The organism is Devosia sp. LjRoot16 (assembly GCF_964252795.1).
GTDB lineage: Bacteria > Pseudomonadota > Alphaproteobacteria > Rhizobiales > Devosiaceae > Devosia_A.
In genome coordinates this window covers 17,992-33,225 of the sequence record NZ_CAXUPH020000006.1, presented here as the reverse complement: position 1 = coordinate 33,225, position 15,234 = coordinate 17,992, and the positions used below count along the sequence as shown (strand labels likewise).

Sequence of the window (15,234 nt, the reverse complement as noted above, 5' to 3'; positions counted from 1 at the left end):
GCGCGGGAACCGACGGTTCCGACAACTTGTCCTTAGGGGAGAGGGGACACGATGAGCGACGACGCCGCCGGCTCGGCAACGGCTGAAACTGGTCTGAAGGGGGGAGCGACCGAAGTTGCGGCCTTCGAGGAAGACCGCAAGGGCATCATCCGGACCATCCAGGGGATACTGCACGAGTACCCCACATTGATCCCGCTGATCGTGCTGCTGGTCAGCAGCGTGATCTTCGCCATCGCCGCCCCCGGCAAGTTCCTCTCGCCGCTCAACCTTTCGGTGGTGCTGCAGCAGGTGACCATTGTCGCCATTCTGGGCATGGCGCAGACGCTGGTAATCCTCACGGCGGGCATCGACCTCAGCGTCGGCTTGATCATGATCCTCTGCTCGGTGGTGATGGGCCGCACGGCTGTCTATTTCGGTGTGCCGGTCTGGATCGCCTTTCCGCTCGGCCTCCTCGCCGGCCTCGCCTGCGGCTACCTGAACGGGCTGCTGGTCACGATGCTGAGGCTGCCACCGTTCATCGTGACGCTCGGCACCTGGAGCATTTTCGGGGCGCTCAACACCTTCTATTCGAACAGCGAGACTATCCGCTCGCAGGACATGGAAGCGGCAGCGCCGTTCCTGCTCTGGCTGGGGAAACTGTTCAAGCTCTACGATATCGGGCTGTTCTTCGGGCTCGACCTGCCATGGCTGCGCGGCTGGGTGGTCACCTATGGCTCGGTACTGATGATCGTCCTCGCCATCGTCCTCAGCTACATCCTGGGGCGTACCGCCTTCGGCCGGCATGTCTATGCCACCGGCGACGACCCCGACGCGGCGCGCCTCTCCGGTATCAACACCAATCGCGTGCTGCTGGCCGTCTATGCGCTGGCGGGCCTCATCTGCGCCATTGCGGCCTGGGTGCTGATCGGCCGCATCGGCGGCGTCAGCCCGCAGGCCGGGCAGACCGCCAATCTCGACTCGATCACCGCCGTGGTGATCGGCGGCACCAGCCTGTTCGGTGGGCGCGGCTCGATTGTCGGCACGCTGTTCGGCGCGCTGATCGTGGGGGTGTTCCGCAACGGCCTGGCGCTCTCCGGCCTTGCCCTGCTGTGGCAGGATTTCGCGGTTGGCGTGCTGATTATTGTTGCCGTCACCATCGACCAGTGGATCAGGAAGATCTCGGCATGAGCGAATTGACCAATATGAGCCTGCCGACCGGCAATGCCGGGGATATCGTGCTCGAGGGCAGAGGCCTCAACAAGCGCTATGGCCGGGTGGTGGCGCTCGACAACGCCGATTTCGACCTCCGCCGCAACGAGATCCTGGCAGTGATCGGCGATAATGGCGCCGGCAAATCGACGCTGATCAAGGCGCTGTGCGGGGCCGTGATCCCCGATAGCGGCGAGATCCTGCTCGATGGCCAGCCGGTGCATTTCAAATCACCGATGGACGCCCGCAACTCGGGCATCGAGACCGTCTACCAGAACTTGGCGCTCAGCCCGGCGCTGTCGATCGCCGACAACATGTTCCTTGGCCGCGAGCTGAGGAAACCCGGCTGGACCGGATCGCTGTTCCGGCGGCTCGACCGCACCAGGATGGCGAAAATCGCCCGCGACAAGCTGAGCGAACTGGGCCTGCTCACCATCCAGAACATCAACCAGTCGGTCGAGACACTCTCGGGCGGCCAGCGCCAGGGCGTGGCAGTGGCGCGCGCCGCGGCGTTCGGCTCGCGCGTGGTGATCATGGACGAGCCGACCGCGGCGCTCGGGGTCAAGGAGAGCCGGCGCGTGCTCGAATTGATGCTCGACGTCAAAAAGCGCGGCTTGCCGATCGTCCTCATCTCGCACAACATGCCGCACGTGTTCGAGGTCGCTGACCGCATCCACATCCACCGGCTCGGCAAGCGCATCGCGATCATCAACCCCAAGCAATTTTCGATGTCGGACGCAGTAGCGATCATGACTGGGGCGATGAAGCCCCCGGTCGAAGGCGCCACCGGCCCGACGCACCACTACAAAGTCGGCGAGGAAGCCTCACAGGTCCAATGACGAAAATGCGTGCACTCGTGCTCGAAAAGCAGCACGAACTGAAACTCCGTGACATCGAGCTCCCCACCGAGGTCGGCCCCGGCGAAGTCAAAATCAAGCTCCACACCGTGGGCGTCTGCGGCTCCGACGTGCACTACTACACCCATGGCCGGATCGGGCCGTTCGTGGTCAACGCGCCGATGGTGCTGGGGCACGAAGCGGCCGGCACGGTGGTCGAAGTCGGGGCAGGGGTCACTAACCTCAAGGTGGGCGATCGCGTCTGCATGGAGCCCGGCGTCCCCGACCCGAACTCCAAGGCGTCGCGGCTGGGGATGTACAATATCGATCCGGCGGTGACCTTCTGGGCAACGCCGCCGATCCACGGCGTGCTGACGCCGTACGTGGTGCATCCGGCCAACTACACCTTCAAGCTGCCCGACAATGTCAGCTTCGCCGAGGGCGCGATGGTCGAGCCGTTCGCCGTCGGCATGCAGGCGGCGACCAAGGCGAAGATCACCCCGGGCGACACCGCGATCGTCATGGGCGCCGGCCCGATCGGCACCATGGTCGCCCTGGCGGCGCTGGCCGGCGGCTGCTCGCGGGTGCTAATCACCGACCTGGCGCAGCCCAAGCTCGATATTGCCGGACAGTACCAGGGCATTATCCCGGTCAATATCAAGGACAAGAACCTGCTCGAGGAGGTCAACCGGCTCACCGAGAACTGGGGCGCCGACGTGGTGTTCGAGTGTTCCGGCAGCCCGCGCGCCTGGAAGGGCATCGTCGACGTGGCCCGTCCTGGCGGCACGATCGTCGTGGTCGGGCTGCCGGTCGAGCCGATCGATTTCGACATCGCCTCGCTGTCGGTGAAGGAAATCACCATCGCCTCGGTGTTCCGCTACGCCCACCAGTACGAGCGCGCCATCGCGCTGATGGCCTCGGGGCGGGTGGATCTGAAGCCGCTGATCTCGGCGACGTTCAGCTTCGAGGATTCGATCAAGGCGTTCGACCGGGCGGTGGAAGCGCGGCCGACGGATGTGAAGCTGCAGATTTTGATGGACGCTTAGGGCTCGGAGAAAGGCCCCCTCAGCCGGAGCACTGATGCGCTCCGACCTCTCCCCCAAAGGGAGAGGTGGCGGTTACGGCACGATGGTGCCTCACGTTCACCTCTCCCTTGGGGGACGCGGTAGCGCCCCGAGGGAGAGGTCGCCGCGCACCGGCGGGTGAGGGGTCTTTTCTATCTTGAATGGGGGAAACACATGGACCTCGGTCTGAAATCGAAACTCGCCGTCATCACCGGCGGCAGCGTCGGCATCGGCCTCGCGGTGGCCGAGGGCTTTGCGGCCGAGGGGGCCAACGTGCTGATCACGGCGCGCGGCTCGGAGCGGCTGCATGCCGAGGCGTCGCGCATCGGGGCGAAGTACCATGTCGAGGCGCATGGGGTGGCGGCCGATGTCGCCACCGCCGAGGGCTGCGCCAAGGTGGTGACGGCGGCAGCCCAGCTCGGCGGCGCCGATATCCTCGTCAACAATGCAGGCACCGGCTCGAACGAGACCATTGCCGAGGCCGACGACGCCAAGTGGCAATATTACTGGGATCTGCATGTGATGGCCGCGGTGCGGCTGGGCCGCGGGCTGGTGCCGCAGATGAAGGCACGGGGCGGTGGCGCCATCCTCCACAATGCCTCGATCTGCGCGGTGCAGCCCTTGTGGTACGAGCCGATCTACAACACCACCAAGGCAGCGCTGATGATGTTCTCCAAGACCCTCGCCAACGAGGTGGTGGGCGACAATATCCGCGTCAACACGGTGAACCCGGGGCTGGTGCGGACGCCCGACTGGGTGAAGACGGCCAAGCAACTGGCTGGCGAGAACGGCTTTGAAGCGCACCTCCAAAGCGTTGCCGACGAAGCCGGCGGCATGAAGCGCTTCGCCACCCCGGAGGAGATGGCGAATTTCTTCGTGTTCCTGTGCTCGGAGAAGGCGAGTTACTCGACCGGGTCGACGTATTTTGTCGATGGGGGCTGGTTGAAGACGGTTTAGGGGCGTTTCACGGATGAGTTCCCCTGGCGGTGGTCGTTACCCACAGACTAGCCTCCCCACCGGCTGTCATCCCAGCGAAAGCTGGGACCCATCTATCCACTGGTGCGGGCTGCGAGTTGGGTCCCAGCTTTCGCTGGGATGACATCGAGTCGGTGGGACGATCTGCGTGAACCGAAGGGCAAAGCCCTCAATAGTTTTCGCGGTGCCGGTCGATCACGCCCAGCGCGATGATCGCCGACACCGCGAGTCCGACCGGGAGCGCAGGCAGCATCGCGCCCTCGGCCAGTCGGGATGCCGCGGGGCCGAAGCCCGGCGGCAAATTCGTTACTCCGCCGGCTGTGCCGCGGCGGGGAGGCGGGCCTCGGTCCGGGCGATGCTGAAGCCGATCGGCACCACCAGGATCGCGACGATGATGAAGAGGCCATAGAGCCAGTTGGCCGCAGCGATCGGGGTCGGGTTCGCTGCCGCGAGGCCGGCGAGGTTGACGATCAGGCCGCCCAAAGCCGCGCCGAGGCCGGAGGCGAAGAGCTGGATGGTGCTCAGCGCCGCCGAAGTCACGTCATGCTCGCCATCGGGCGCCGCCTGCATCACCCGCGGGGTCAGCTGCGTCCAGGCGGTGCCGATGCCGACGCCCATGATCAGCAGCGACAGCCCGATCGGGATGATGAAGCCGAGGCTCGAGCTCGGGTTCTGGTGGCCGACGAACAGCGCCAGACCGATCGCCGAGATCAGCACCAGCGCCGGGCCGAACGCGATGATCATGCGGGCGCGGTCTTCGGTCCAGCCGGCGGTCAGCATCGAGCTCGAGCTCCAGCCGACAGCGACCAAAGCCACCATGTAGCCGGCGGTGAGTGGGCCGAGGCCATGCAGGGTCTGCATGAACAGCGGGATGAAGATGTCGCTGGTGATCGCCATCTGCAGCAGCACCATGGTGCCGAACAGCGAGGCGAGGAGCGTGCCGAAGCGGAAGGTGCCGGTGGGGAACAGCTTCTGTGGCGCGCTCCGCTCGATCAGCCCGAACACCACCAGCGCCAGGATGGCGAGAGCGGTCAGGCCGCCGGCGACGACGATATCGTGCGACAGCGCACCGGCGGTGGAGAGCGCCAGGACGGCGACGATCATCAGGCCGATCTGGCGGATCGGCAGGCTGGTCATGCCGGCCTCGCTGCTCTTTGCCGGCACCACCTTGACGGCGAGAAGGCCAACCAGAGCGGCGAACGGCACGAGGATGAAGAAGGCCCAGCGCCAGATGCCGAGCTCGGCAAAGATGCCGCCGATCGAGGGGCCGACCAGTGTAGCGATGCCCCAGATGCCCGAGGCGAGCGCGAAGGCGCGAGCCCAGAGGTGCTCGGGGAACACCAGCCGCACCATCATGAAGGTCAACGCGGCGAGGAGACCGCCGCCAAAGCCCTGCAGCGCGCGGCCCAGCAGCAGGATCGGCATCGAGGGCGCCAGCCCGCAGATCAGGCTGCCCAGCGCGAACATGGTTGCGGCGATCAGGTAGTTCTGCCGCGGGCCGAGCCCGAACGGCCGCACAGCCGCAAAGATCGAAGCGACGATCGAGGCGACGATGAACACGGTCGTCACCCAGGCGAACAGGTCGATCCCGCCGATTTCAGCCACCACCGAGGGCATCAGCGTCGAGCCGATATAGACTTCGATGGCGTTCATGCCGACGCCGCCGGCAAACACCACCACGGGCAAGGCGTTGCCGCCGCTGAATATCTCGCCCCAACCGTTCTTCGTCGCCGCCATCGAAACCACCACTGTCTTAACTGTCGCGCAGCCTCTGGCCGCATCGGGACGTCACTGCTACAACCTCAACCTAACTTCAGGTAAAGAGGAAATCGCGATGTCGCGCGAACTTTCTGTGGGGCAGGTGTCAGAACGCAGCGGCTTTGCCGTGTCGGCTCTGCATTTCTACGAAAAGAAGGGGTTGATCCGCAGCCACCGCACTTCCGGCAACCAGCGGCGCTACGACCGCGACGTGCTGCGCCGGCTGGCCATCGTCCGGATGGGCACGGAACTGGGCATCCCGCTCGCCGAAGTGGCCGAGGCCCTAGGGCACGTGCCGGTGGGCCACACCCCTTCGGCGGCAGATTGGCGTTTGATGTCAGAGCTCTGGCATGAAAAGCTCGACAGGAGAATCGTGCTGATGACGCGCATGCGTGACGAGCTCAATGGCTGCATCGGCTGCGGGTGCCTGTCCACCAGCAGTTGCCCGCTGATGAATTCCGGCGATCACCTGGCCGAGGAGGGCAGTGGCCCGCGCCGGCTGATGCGCGAGGGCGGTGAGAGCTACAGGAGCTGACGGAACCGGGGACGAGGCAAGCCGTTGAGGGGGAAGCGTCAACAGGGCCCTCAAACATGGATTTTGTCACCAGTCTCGGCTACGAGCCGACTCACACCCCGCACCACATCATCCTGATCAGGCTGCTGATCGCCTCGGTGCTGGGCGGATTGATTGGCTGGGAGCGCGGCTCGCAGGCCGGCACGGCGGGGTTGCGGACCCATATCCTCGTGGCGCTCGCCGCAGCGTTGTTCACCACGCTGGCGTTCGAGATCTACCAGGAGGCGGTGGAGGGCGGCAGCAACAATTCCGACCCGATCCGCGCCATTGAAGCGGTCACCGCCGGCATCGCCTTTCTCGGCGCCGGTGCAATCTTCCAGCAGCGCGGCAGCGTGCAGGGGCTGACCACGGGCGCCGGGATGTGGCTGGCGGGCGCGGTCGGCGTTTGCGCGGCGCTCGGCTACTATGTGATCGCGGTCGTGGTGGCGGTGTTCGCGGTGATCGTCCTCGCCGCGATGCGCGCCTTCTCGCACCGGGTGGTCAGTGCCGAGAACGACAAGATCGGCGAGGGAACGGAGCCGCAAAAGGATCGTTGAGTCTTCCCAACTCAAGGAGGCTCCATTATGCCCGCAACCTCGAAAGCCCAGCAGAAAGCCGCCGGCGCGGCGCTCTCCGCCAAGCGCGGCGACACCAAGGTGAAAGACCTGAAGGGCGCGTCAAAGTCGATGTACAAATCGATGAGCGAGAACCAGCTCGAAGAGTTCGCTGAGACCAAGCGCAAGGGCTTGCCCGAGCACAAGGGCAAGACGAAGCACTAGCGGGCTTGCACAGAGGCCGGTGCGGGCTGACCCCACCCCTGTCCCTTCCCCCCTAAGAAAGGGGAGGGAGACCAAAACACTGATGCAGGTGCGAGCGTCTCCCTCCCCCTACTTCGGGGGGAGGGGACAGGGGTGAGGGTTGGCTTGCGCCGGCCAAGCAGTCGCGCTGTTACTCGATCGCCGTGGGCGGCGGCGGTAGCTGCGGGTCGGCGCCTTCGCCGAAGACCTGCTGACCTTCGTTGTCCCAGATACGGACCAGTTCGCAGCTCAAGAGGAAATCCTTGGCGCACTCGGTCGTGACGATGGCTTCGAGGCTCATCTGATCGTTCTGATCGCAGACGAACTTGTGCCAGTGCGGGCCTTCGTTGTGCTGCATGAAGATATCGGCCACCCAGCCGTGCGGATAGCACCAGAGGTTGGGTGAACACTCCTCGGGGCTAAGCCCGCTTTGCTGGACGCACTGGGCCACGGCGCAATCCATCGCGTCGGCAGCGAACGGACCGAAGCAGACGCCGAGGCCGGCCTCCGGAGCCTGTGACACGGCGATGCCGTTGAAGGCCGGCAGCACGAAGCTGTCGACGGCCTCCTCGCCGTCGACGGCATCTTGGGCGAGCACCGGAGTGCTCAGCAGGCCAAGCACGGCGGCCGCAAACATCGACATTCTGAGCATCGGGGTGGCCTCCGGTCTGGAAGGCGCGACAGTGCGGTGATCCGGGCGAGGCGGTCAAGGCTGCAGGCTTGGAAGGCCGACCCCGGAGTGGCCGTGGGCGGTGAAGGCCGCCAGGTACGGGAGAAGCGCGGTTGCGGTGGGAGAAGTATCCGCAACCGCGCCTTCGCCTGCTGGCCCCAGTGGCCCGCCGCAACTGGGTTACACACCGAATGGTCTCAGCACACCGGGAACCGGCGCGAGACCGAGAAACGGGAAGGCGGGGCAGCGTCAGGAGGTCGCGCCCCGTCTTTCCGTCGTCGTATGGCGGCCGCCGCGTGAGGGAACGCGACGGACCGCCGGTTTGGGTCGGAGCTTGGGGTCTCCGGCCCAGGGCCGCCCGGGTCGCCGCAGGGATATCGGCGGTCGGGCGGTAGCTCAGTCATGAGAACCAACTGGCCTCATCTAGATTTTGTCGCGCTTTCGAACCGGAAAAGTCTGCAACTTTTCCTGAAAACGCTCCGAGGGATAGAAGAGACGGAGAGCGCATTTGGGAATGCAATCGGCAGTGGCCTGCCTCAATGCAACGCGCTCCCCGCCCGGCACGTAACCTGTGGACGCAGTGATTACGTGCCAACCGCATCTAGGTGCTGATTGCGCACCCAGAAACTGACGATGGCCGCCGCTTCGCGACGGTAGGAATTGATATCGGCGTGCCGCTCGAACACAGCGTCGGCGCCGGCGGAAATAAGGGCCTCTCGCGGCTCGCGGTCGAGCGTCGGGGCAATCGCGGCAATCAGCAGCGAATGGCCGTCGCGCATGGCGCGGAGCTTCACGATAAAGTCCAGGGTGGCACTGGACGAGGCTTTGAGATCGACGATCACCAGACCCGGAATGGTCGCGAGGTCATCCTCGAGCAACTGGTGGATCTCGGCAGTCGCCAAGGCTTCGCCGTTGAGCCAGCTCACGGACGGCGCGCCATGGGCGAGCAGCATCCGGATCATCAGCCGGGCGGAATGTGAGTCGTCGTCGACCAGTGCCATAAAGGGCTGGCCGGTACCAATAGCGTCCATAATGGTTCCTTCTTGCCGCGTCGCCGCGGCAATGGCCGAAAACTCTATACGTAGTCGGTAACCCGTCGGTGGCGCCGGAGCGCCGGGGGAGCTTCGTTGCGTCCCCTTACCGCCACAAGACATGCTCGCGGCGACTGCGTTATGCAGCGACAGGCCGGGATATGATGGTTTGATGACCGTGCGCATAGGCAAAGGCATGTAACAACGCCGTAACGAGGCTTGCGATTAACATGTAAATCGCCCAGATACGCAGGGGGAGGTACTCGCGTGGGCGAACCGTTGTCGCAGACAATGCCGCCCCGAGCGGAGGTCGAGGCTGCCCTGGCGCGGATCCAGGAGTGGCCCGGGCTGGCGCGTTCGCCACAACTTGCCAAGTTTCTCAACTACATAGTCGGCGCACGGCTCGATGGAAACGAGGCTGGCATCAAGGCCTATTCGATCGCGGTGGACGTATTCGGGCGGCCGCAGAGCTTCGATCCGCAGAACGATCCGATCGTGCGCGTGCAGGCCCGGCGGCTGCGTGCGGTGCTGGAGGAATACTATGCCGGCGAGGGGGCCTCCGAACCCGTCATATTTTACCTGCCGGTGGGACGTTACATCCCGGAATTTCGCACTTCATCGGGCGAACCGGCCCCGGCGGCGGCTGAATCACCTGTAACCGGTTTCACGCCGCCGATTGCTCAGGTCGCTGCTGAGAGGTCGTGGCTGGCGCGGCTCGACGACATCGTGCTGCTGGTGGTGCTGGTGTTCGTCGCGCTTGGCATCGCCCTGGTGCTGACGCAGGTGCTGGCGCCGCGCCAGGTGCGGATCGCAGTGCCGCAGCCGCCTGTGGTTTCGGTCACCGAGTTCACCTCGGTGGCGGCCCAGGCGCCTGCTGCCAGCGTCGCCGGCCTCGCGGTCGAATTGGTGACCGACCTAGGGCTGTTCCCGTTCATCGATGCCGTCTACCTGCAGCGCACCGGGCCGGCGGCGCAGCAGGCGACAGCAGCAACTTTCGAGTTGTCGGGCATCGCGCGTACCGAGGGCACCGAAATGCAGGTCACCGCCAGCCTCAAGCGTGTTGGCTCCGATGCGGCGGTGTGGAGCATGACCGAGAAGGTGGCGACGGCCGAGTTTCCCACCTCGATCGATCGGCTGTCGCAGGGCTTTGCTGACCAGCTGGGCGCGGTCGACGGGCCGCTGCACACCGATGCGATGCAGTGGCTGGCCACCAATACCGATCTTGCCGGCAACGAGACCGACTACCTCTGCGGCCTGCTGTTCACCCGCTATCGCGGCAGCGCCAGGCTGGACGATGGCGAGCGAGCCCGTGCCTGCGTCAGTGGCCTGCTGCGCAGCCAGCCGGGCTCGGCGGTAGGCCTCGCCATGAGTGGCACGCTGCTGCTCGACCGCACGCTGCGCATGCAGCCGCCATCGGCGCGCGACCCCGAGCCGATTGCCGAGGCGGAGCGACAGATCGACGAGGCGCTGGCGCTGGCGCCGACCTCGAGCCCGATCTGGCGCGAATATGCCTTCTTCCTCGAATCCGTCGGCCGGTTCGGCGAGGCCGAGGCGGCGTTCACCTCGGCGCTGCAGCTCAACCCCTCGAACCTCGACGCCTATGCAGGCTACGCGCGGCTGCTGTCGCTGCGCGGCAAATCCGAGAAGGGGAAGGCCATGGCCGCCGATGCACTGCGCCGGGCCGTAACGCCACCCTACTGGTACCACGAGGCCGCTGCGGTGAACGCGCTGCGCGAGGGGAACAATGCCGAGGCGCTGCTGCAGGCAGAGGCGCTGGCGGTCGGCGATGCCGAGCTGGCTTCGGCCATCGCCGTGGCGGCGGCATACCGGCTGAAGTCGGAAGATGCACTCAACCGGTCGATTGCGCAGTTGCTTGAGGTGACGCGCTTCCGTCGCTTCGGTATTCTGCCGGTGCTTCGCCAGCGGCTGGGCGATCCCGAATTGCGTGCCGAGATCGGCAACGAACTGGCCGCGGCAGGCATTGATCAGGCGGCTCTCAACGGGCCGTACTGATCGACGTTTTCGACCGTTGGTTCTGGAGTTTTCATGTCTTTTCGCGCCCTGGTCACCGAGCGGCTGGCTGACGGTGAATTGCGCAGCAGTCTCAAGGAGATCACCGATCAACAGCTGCCGGCCGGAGAGGTGCTGGTGGCGATCGAGTGGGCCGGGCTGAATTACAAGGATGCGCTGTGCCTCACCGGGCAGGGCGGGCTGGTCAGAACCTATCCGCATGTCGCGGGCATCGATTTTGCCGGGCGCGTGGTGGAGAGCAGCGATGCCCGCTACCACCCCGGCCAGGCGGTGATCCTCACCGGTTGGCGGGTGGGCGAGCTCCATTGGGGTGGTTATGCGCAGCGGGCGCGGGTGAAAGCTGATTGGCTGGTGCCGCTGCCGAAGCGGTTTTCGACCCGCACTGCGATGATGATCGGCACGGCCGGGCTCGCGGCCATGCTGGCGGTCAACCGGCTGCAGGCCGAGGGGATCCGGGCCGGCGAGGGCGAGGTGCTGGTCACCGGCGCCGGCGGCGGGGTCGGCAGCATCGCCGTGCTGCTGCTGAGCCGGCTCGGTTATGACGTTGCCGCGGCGACCGGGCGAGCCGAGCTCACTGAACGCCTGACCAAGCTGGGCGCCAGCCGCATCGTCTCGCGCGACGAGGTGCTGAAGCCGACCGGCAAGGTGCTCGACAAGGAACAATGGTCGGGCGCCATCGACTCGGTCGGCGGCCCGCTGCTCGGCGAAGTGCTGAAGAAGATCCGCTATGGCGGGGCGGTGGCGGCGATCGGCAATGCTGGCGGCCGCGGCTGGGACGCCAGCGTCATCCCGTTCATCCTGCGCAACATTTCGCTCTGCGGCATCGACACGGTGATGCAGCCCTTCGAAGCGCGCCGCTCGGCCTGGGACCGGCTGACCACGCTGTTCGTGCCGGCAGCGTTCGAGCCGATGCTGACCGAAGCACGGCTCGAGGATCTGCCGGGGCTGGCGGCTCAGCTGCTGGAAGGCAAGATTGCCGGGCGCGTGGTGGTGAACCCGCGGGACCCGCCGACTTGAAGCTGGTGTAGGATGCGCGGCAGGTTGGTGTCAGCCACTGCAGGCTCCTCCAACTCGGTGTCATCCCAGCGAAAGCTGGGACCCATCTCGCCGCCAGTGCCAGCCGATAGTTGGATCCCAGCTTTCGCTGGGATGACACCGGTGGGGCGGTAAGTCTGTGCCTTCCAGCAACGTATCGCCCTTCCTTCCAGGGGAACCGTTCAGTGCACAGCCGTCTTCGAGAACAGGTTGATGACGATCACCCCGGCCATGATCAGGCCCATGCCGATCAGGGCCGGCAGGTCGAGCAGCTGTTTGTAGATCAGCCAGCCGGCCAGCGAGATCAGCACGATGCCGACGCCCGACCAGATGGCGTAGGCGATGCCGACCGGCATGCTGCGTAGCGTCAGCGACAGGAAGTAGAAGGCGACGACGTAGCCGACGATCGAGATCAGCGACGGCCAGAGCTGGGTGAAGCCGTCGGCAGCGCGGAGCGCGGTGGTGGCAATCACTTCAGCGACGATGGCGACCGCCAGGTAAGCATAGGCGATCGTCATGCGTCGACTGCGTTCGCAGCCACCCACAGGGTCATCCCCGCGAAGGCGGGGACCTCCGTTTGCGGTGGTGCCGCCGCCAAGAAAGCAGAGGTTCCCGCTTTCGCGGGAATGACACCGAGTGGGGGGTGAGTGGCGTGCCTCACGCCTTGGCCCCGAAATAGGTGCCGGCGAGCCGGACGAAAGCGGCGCCGCGTTCCTCGAAATTCTTGAACACCTTGCCCGCGGTTTCGAGCTGGCCATAGCTCGGAGCGCCGGGCGAGAGGATCACCGTCTCGAACTTCGACTGCCGTCCGGCCAGCGCCTTGACGGCATCTTCGAGCGTCCCGGCTTCGATCACCTCGATCTCGGGGGCTGCGGCATAGGTGAGGGTGGCGAGGCGGTCGCCGGTCACCGGCAGGCAGACCAGCACGGTGACGCCGCGGGGCGCGAGGAGCTGCGAGAGCTCGGAATAATCCTGGTGGCGCTCGTGACCGCCGGCGATCAGCGCGATGCGGCTGCCTTCATAGGCGGCGAGCGCCGCCTTGGTGGCTTCCGGCGTGGTCGAGATCGAGTCGTTGACGAAGGTCACATCGCCGACCTGGTGCTCTTCGAGCCGGTGCGGCAGCGGGGTGAATTTGGCGATGCCGCGCACCACGCCCTCGAGGTCGGCGCCCGCCTTCATGGCGATGGCCGCGGCGAGCAGAGCGTTATTCAGGTTGTGCTCGCCCTTGAGGCGGGAGCGGGCGGCGGCGCCGGCGATGCGGTCGTGAATGAACGGCGCCAGCGGTGGGATCAGCCGTTTCGGGTCGCGCAGCGCCTCCATCACCAGCGGGTTGCCCAACGCGCCGACGCCCAGCGCTACCGGGAAAGGCGCGTCGCGGTCGATCAGGTTGAGCTTGTCCTGGTAATAGCGCTCGACGCTGCGGTGCCAGTCGGTGTGTTCGGGCGAGAGGTTGGTGATCGCCGCGATGTCGGGGGTGAACGCCATGTCGGCGGTCTGGTAGCTCGAGAGCTCGAACACCACGATCGGGTGCTTGTCCGCGATTTCCAGCGGCGCGAGGCCGACATTGCCGGCGAGCCCGGCATCAAGGCCGGATTCAACCAGCATCAGGTGCACCAGGGTGGCGGTGGTGGATTTGCCCTTGGTGCCGGAAATGGCAATGACCATGCGCCCGTCGCGATAGGCCTCGCCCCAGAGGTTGAGGTTGGAGGTGACGGCAATGCCGGCTTCGCGCGCCATGGCGAACACCGGGCGGTAGCGCGACACGCCGGGGCTCTTGACGATGGTCGCAAACAGCCGCGCTTCGATGGCCTGCGTCAGGTCGGCGGGCGCGATGAAGGTGGCGTCCTCGATATCGGCTTCGCCGCTGTCGACGGTGACGTACACCTTGGTGTGCGGGGAGCGGGCCTCAATGAAGGCGCGGGTGGAGCGGGCCTCGCGGCCGGCGCCGTAGAGCAGCACGGGTTCGTCAAAGCGCATGCGGGGCGACTCGCTCGAAGATGTCCTTCGGGATGAGGTGTTCTGGGCTATCGATCATGAGTTCGGCAAGAGCGTCTTCGAGGCGCTGGCTGCCATACTGAGTCAACAGATCCGGCTTCAGCATTGAAACGATTGGCTCATCTGCCCATTGCGGCAGCTTGGTCAGGGCCCAGAGGCAGGCTGCCGCTTCCTCGATTTCGCCGACGCATTCCCAGGGCTTCTGGCCGGCGAGGCCAGTGAGCTCGCGGAACGAGCGCTCATGGGAGGGCTGGCTCAGGAGGTTCTGGCCGAAGATGCCGACCAGACGTTGCTTCTCCATGACCGGGGCGAAGATCAGGAACACGAAGTGGCACTTGGGGCACTTGCCACACCAGAGCGGGCCGTCATGGCCAGCGAGCTTGAAGTTCTCGTTGCAGCTCGAAAACACGTGATCGAAGCGGCTCACCCGGGCGAACAGCGTGGCGATCTTCGCCTCGGAGTAGGGGCGCAGCAGCGAGAAATAGCTGAGGCTGCCGCCGGTGGCGTGCTCGAGCACCCTGGCGATCAGGTTCTCGAAATCGATCGACTTGGAATGCTGGTGGTTGGCCTCGCGCCCATCGAACTCGACATTGCCCTCGCTGGCCGAGCGCTCGTTGGAGAGAACGATCCGGTTGTAGGAGAACAGCAGCGCAGTCAGCGCCGCGATCATCGAGTTGATGGCGGTCGAGGGCACGTGGCCGTTGTAATAGCCGGGCTCCTTGCCGAGCCGGATCATCTCGGGGTCGAGCTTGCGCCCCACATAGAGCGGGGTGCGGCCGACCTTGTCGACGCTGCCGATGATCGGTCCCTTGGGGTTGACGGCGAAGGGGGTAAAATCCAGCTCCGCGGCCTCGAACAGCTGCACGCTGACTAGCGAGTCCTTGCCGCCGCCGATCGGCAGCAGGGCGCGGTCGCGTAGCGTGGGTGCGGCGGGGGCAGGGCCGTGATCCTCGGGGTCGTCGATCTCGATCTCGCCGAAGCGCTTCAGGTTGTTGCGGGCGTAGAACTCGCCGAGGCCGTTCTCATAGACGTCGAGGGCGAAATCGTGCTCGCGCACGGTCAGCGGGAACGGGATGACGATGCGATAGGGGGCGCGCAGCTTGAAGTAGCTGACGCCGAGGACGACGGCGGTCAGCTGCAGCAGTTTGAGGAAAGCTGGCGTCGCCGCGACACTGCTATCGCTGCCGGAGGGGAAGCTCAGGACTTCGGAAAAGCTCAGCTCGCCGAGCGTGTAGCGGAACGTCGCCACACCCGTCACGGCGTCGAAGGCGGGCGGCTCGATGGTGAAGGCTTCGGTCACG

The 15,234-nt window shown here is 65.7% G+C and carries 16 protein-coding genes; 9 read left to right on the top strand and 7 right to left on the bottom strand.

Annotated elements, in window-relative coordinates:
- The first annotated feature begins 51 nt into the window (after positions 1-51).
- The 4 genes from ACSQ23_RS24305 (at position 52) to ACSQ23_RS24290 (ending at position 4,045) form a co-directional block, all read left to right on the top strand.
- A complete protein-coding gene (locus tag ACSQ23_RS24305; protein WP_055880860.1) occupies positions 52-1,167 on the top strand; it encodes an ABC transporter permease in 1,116 nt (371 codons plus the stop codon).
- Complete coding sequence (locus ACSQ23_RS24300; protein WP_436092187.1) at positions 1,164-2,027, top strand: ATP-binding cassette domain-containing protein; 864 nt, start codon at positions 1,164-1,166, stop codon at positions 2,025-2,027. The genes ACSQ23_RS24305 and ACSQ23_RS24300 overlap by 4 nt, the downstream gene beginning before the upstream one ends.
- Entirely contained in the window at positions 2,024-3,070 is a 1,047-nt protein-coding gene (locus tag ACSQ23_RS24295; RefSeq protein WP_436092186.1) for an NAD(P)-dependent alcohol dehydrogenase, read from the top strand. The genes ACSQ23_RS24300 and ACSQ23_RS24295 overlap by 4 nt, the downstream gene beginning before the upstream one ends.
- A gap of 192 nt (positions 3,071-3,262) precedes the next feature.
- Entirely contained in the window at positions 3,263-4,045 is a 783-nt protein-coding gene (locus ACSQ23_RS24290) for an SDR family NAD(P)-dependent oxidoreductase (protein ID WP_055880855.1), read from the top strand.
- A gap of 187 nt (positions 4,046-4,232) precedes the next feature.
- On the opposite strand, the gene ACSQ23_RS24285 is transcribed toward ACSQ23_RS24290, so the two are convergent.
- Entirely contained in the window at positions 4,233-4,364 is a 132-nt protein-coding gene (locus ACSQ23_RS24285; protein ID WP_436092185.1) for a hypothetical protein, read from the bottom strand.
- 5 nt (positions 4,365-4,369) lie between these two features.
- Complete coding sequence (locus tag ACSQ23_RS24280; protein ID WP_436092184.1) at positions 4,370-5,716, bottom strand: MFS transporter; 1,347 nt, start codon at positions 5,714-5,716, stop codon at positions 4,370-4,372.
- 175 nt (positions 5,717-5,891) lie between these two features.
- Between ACSQ23_RS24280 and soxR the strand changes: the two genes are divergently transcribed.
- The 3 genes from soxR to ACSQ23_RS24265 are packed head-to-tail and all read left to right on the top strand — an operon-like array spanning position 5,892 to position 7,153.
- Positions 5,892-6,356: a redox-sensitive transcriptional activator SoxR gene (gene soxR, locus ACSQ23_RS24275; RefSeq protein WP_056001968.1), complete on the top strand. Its 465-nt coding sequence runs from the start codon at positions 5,892-5,894 to the stop codon at positions 6,354-6,356.
- Between the two features lie 56 nt (positions 6,357-6,412).
- Entirely contained in the window at positions 6,413-6,931 is a 519-nt protein-coding gene (locus ACSQ23_RS24270) for an MgtC/SapB family protein (RefSeq protein ID WP_436092183.1), read from the top strand.
- Between the two features lie 27 nt (positions 6,932-6,958).
- The gene (locus ACSQ23_RS24265; RefSeq protein ID WP_056001248.1) at positions 6,959-7,153 is read left to right on the top strand and encodes a DUF3008 family protein; all 195 of its coding nucleotides are present in this window, start codon (positions 6,959-6,961) and stop codon (positions 7,151-7,153) included.
- Between the two features lie 169 nt (positions 7,154-7,322).
- Here ACSQ23_RS24265 and ACSQ23_RS24260 read toward each other — a convergent pair whose 3' ends face one another.
- Both ACSQ23_RS24260 and ACSQ23_RS24255 read right to left on the bottom strand, forming a co-directional pair.
- Positions 7,323-7,823 (bottom strand): hypothetical protein, encoded by a 501-nt coding sequence (locus tag ACSQ23_RS24260; RefSeq protein WP_436092182.1) that lies wholly within the window; start codon positions 7,821-7,823, stop codon positions 7,323-7,325.
- A 602-nt stretch (positions 7,824-8,425) separates the two neighbouring features.
- Positions 8,426-8,872, bottom strand: coding sequence for a hypothetical protein (locus tag ACSQ23_RS24255; RefSeq protein WP_436092181.1), 447 nt, complete (start codon positions 8,870-8,872; stop codon positions 8,426-8,428).
- A 267-nt stretch (positions 8,873-9,139) separates the two neighbouring features.
- Between ACSQ23_RS24255 and ACSQ23_RS24250 the strand changes: the two genes are divergently transcribed.
- Positions 9,140-10,885: a tetratricopeptide repeat protein gene (locus tag ACSQ23_RS24250; protein ID WP_436092180.1), complete on the top strand. Its 1,746-nt coding sequence runs from the start codon at positions 9,140-9,142 to the stop codon at positions 10,883-10,885.
- Positions 10,886-10,918: 33 nt separating this feature from the next.
- Positions 10,919-11,920 carry an MDR family oxidoreductase gene (locus tag ACSQ23_RS24245; protein WP_436092179.1) on the top strand — a complete coding sequence of 334 codons (1,002 nt, stop codon included), beginning with the start codon at positions 10,919-10,921 and terminating at the stop codon, positions 11,918-11,920.
- Between the two features lie 200 nt (positions 11,921-12,120).
- Here the strand turns inward: ACSQ23_RS24245 and ACSQ23_RS24240 are convergent, their stop codons facing one another.
- From ACSQ23_RS24240 to ACSQ23_RS24230, 3 genes are all read right to left on the bottom strand, one after another.
- Positions 12,121-12,456, bottom strand: a complete 336-nt coding sequence (locus tag ACSQ23_RS24240) for an SMR family transporter (RefSeq protein ID WP_055880836.1) — start codon at positions 12,454-12,456, stop codon at positions 12,121-12,123.
- A gap of 139 nt (positions 12,457-12,595) precedes the next feature.
- Entirely contained in the window at positions 12,596-13,915 is a 1,320-nt protein-coding gene (locus ACSQ23_RS24235; RefSeq protein ID WP_436092178.1) for a Mur ligase family protein, read from the bottom strand.
- Positions 13,905-15,233 (bottom strand): hypothetical protein, encoded by a 1,329-nt coding sequence (locus ACSQ23_RS24230; protein ID WP_436092177.1) that lies wholly within the window; start codon positions 15,231-15,233, stop codon positions 13,905-13,907. Before ACSQ23_RS24230 ends, ACSQ23_RS24235 begins: the two co-directional genes overlap by 11 nt.
- Position 15,234: the final 1 nt, after the last annotated feature.

What these genes read in the sequence shown, in the direction of transcription:
- ACSQ23_RS24305 (WP_055880860.1), top strand. Translation starts at nt 52, where the DNA reads ATGAGCGACGACGCCGCCGGCTCGGCAACGGCTGAAACTGGTCTGAAG.
- ACSQ23_RS24300 (WP_436092187.1), top strand. Translation starts at nt 1,164, where the DNA reads ATGAGCGAATTGACCAATATGAGCCTGCCGACCGGCAATGCCGGGGAT.
- ACSQ23_RS24295 (WP_436092186.1), top strand. Translation starts at nt 2,024, where the DNA reads ATGACGAAAATGCGTGCACTCGTGCTCGAAAAGCAGCACGAACTGAAA.
- ACSQ23_RS24290 (WP_055880855.1), top strand. Translation starts at nt 3,263, where the DNA reads ATGGACCTCGGTCTGAAATCGAAACTCGCCGTCATCACCGGCGGCAGC.
- ACSQ23_RS24280 (WP_436092184.1), bottom strand. Translation starts at nt 5,716, where the DNA reads ATGAACGCCATCGAAGTCTATATCGGCTCGACGCTGATGCCCTCGGTG.
- ACSQ23_RS24270 (WP_436092183.1), top strand. Translation starts at nt 6,413, where the DNA reads ATGGATTTTGTCACCAGTCTCGGCTACGAGCCGACTCACACCCCGCAC.
- ACSQ23_RS24265 (WP_056001248.1), top strand. Translation starts at nt 6,959, where the DNA reads ATGCCCGCAACCTCGAAAGCCCAGCAGAAAGCCGCCGGCGCGGCGCTC.
- ACSQ23_RS24260 (WP_436092182.1), bottom strand. Translation starts at nt 7,823, where the DNA reads ATGCTCAGAATGTCGATGTTTGCGGCCGCCGTGCTTGGCCTGCTGAGC.
- ACSQ23_RS24255 (WP_436092181.1), bottom strand. Translation starts at nt 8,872, where the DNA reads ATGGACGCTATTGGTACCGGCCAGCCCTTTATGGCACTGGTCGACGAC.
- ACSQ23_RS24245 (WP_436092179.1), top strand. Translation starts at nt 10,919, where the DNA reads ATGTCTTTTCGCGCCCTGGTCACCGAGCGGCTGGCTGACGGTGAATTG.
- ACSQ23_RS24240 (WP_055880836.1), bottom strand. Translation starts at nt 12,456, where the DNA reads ATGACGATCGCCTATGCTTACCTGGCGGTCGCCATCGTCGCTGAAGTG.
- ACSQ23_RS24235 (WP_436092178.1), bottom strand. Translation starts at nt 13,915, where the DNA reads ATGCGCTTTGACGAACCCGTGCTGCTCTACGGCGCCGGCCGCGAGGCC.